The organism is Streptomyces sp. NPDC037401 (assembly GCF_055602345.1).
Map to the genome: position 1 here is coordinate 88,372 of NZ_JBVJWO010000033.1, position 1,335 is coordinate 89,706.

General features: G+C 74.5%; 2 protein-coding genes and 1 pseudogene. All 3 read right to left on the bottom strand.

Annotation, left to right across the window (positions count from 1 at the left end):
• Nucleotides 1–122: 122 nt before the first annotated feature.
• Nucleotides 123–440 carry an SCO5918 family protein gene (locus ACZ7H1_RS29275; RefSeq protein ID WP_470790806.1) on the bottom strand — a complete coding sequence of 106 codons (318 nt, stop codon included), beginning with the start codon at nucleotides 438–440 and terminating at the stop codon, nucleotides 123–125.
• A gap of 61 nt (nucleotides 441–501) precedes the next feature.
• Nucleotides 502–909: a CBS domain-containing protein gene (locus ACZ7H1_RS29280; protein WP_470790807.1), complete on the bottom strand. Its 408-nt coding sequence runs from the start codon at nucleotides 907–909 to the stop codon at nucleotides 502–504.
• Between the two features lie 69 nt (nucleotides 910–978).
• Nucleotides 979–1,335, bottom strand: a pseudogene (locus ACZ7H1_RS29285) (DEAD/DEAH box helicase); the annotation flags it as partial.

Here is a 1,335-nt window from a genome sequence, read left to right on the forward strand (position 1 = left end):
CACCAGAATCCGTGACCACCACACAACAAGAGTGCCCCCCCCCCCCCCCCCTCCCCCCCCCCCCCCCCCCCCCCCCCCGCCGTTCGGGTGTCCGGGTGCCGGTACGGGGCCGGCCCCGCGGGTCAGCGGGACACGGGGCTGCCGAGCATCGCCGAGGCGCGCTGCAACGCGTCGGGGACGGGCACCGCGGCAGCGGGCGCGGCCCGGGGAACCGTACGGCAGGTGAAGCCGAGGAGGGCCATCGCCCGCAGGACTTCGGCGGCGCTGAAATCACGGCGGTCCTGCCGGGTGATCACCGCACCCACCTGCTTGACGGGGTACTGGCGGCGGCCGATCGTCACGGACTCGCCGGTGACCGGCTCGGGCTTGACGCCCTTCATCGTCTCCAGGACACCGCTCTTCGTCAGGTCGAACGGAAAGCGGGCGATGACGCAGCGCATGGGGCCTCACAGGGGGAAGGGGAGATGAACGGTCAGACGGCGGTCCGGCGACCTCGGTGGTTCAACGGGACAGGGTGAGGACACCCAGTCCGCAGCCGTTCTCGTCGACCACGGGCAGGGCCGAGAGCTGCCGCAGGCGCATCGTGCGCTCGGCATCGGCCAGCGCGGCGGAGGGCGGGAGGGAGACCCCGCGCTCCCCGGTCAGGTCGCGCAGGCGCACCCGGTCCGTGTAGGCGGCGCCGTCGCGGACGGCGCACAGCCGGGCCAGGGTGACCAGGCCGGTGCACTGTCCGTCGTCGTCGCAGACCAGCAGGTGCCCCACCCGGGCGCCCGCCATGACGGACAGGGCGACCTCGACGGTCATCGCGTCACAGACCTGCGGTCCGGCCCCGTCCATGGCGTCGGCGACCGTGCGGTACAGCGGAGGAGCGGTGCCCGTCGTGCCGGGGTGCATCTGGACCATCGTCAAAAGGTGCCTCCTGTAGAGATCGGCCGGCGTCCGCCGTACGGCTGCCGGGTCCTGCCCGCCCCCGGCTGCCTAGGCAGCCGTGCCGAAGCCGGGCTGGCGGCCGGTGGCGCGGCGCGCCCCCTGCGAAGGGCGGCGGCGCGACCGGGAGGCGGAGCTGCGCTTGGGGCGCTCGGCAGCCGGTGCGGTGATGGTGACCGGGATGCCCGAGGGGGCCTGCGCTCCGGTGATGCGGTTCAGCTCGGCCTCGCCGGAGCGGACCTGCGTCACCTGTGGACGGATCCCCGCGTCCGCCATGAGGCGGACCATGCCGCGGCGTTGGTTCGGGGTGACGAGGGTGACGACGCTGCCGGACTCGCCGGCGCGGGCGGTGCGGCCGCCGCGGTGGAGGTAGTCCTTGTGGTCGGTCGGCGGGTCGACGTTGACGAC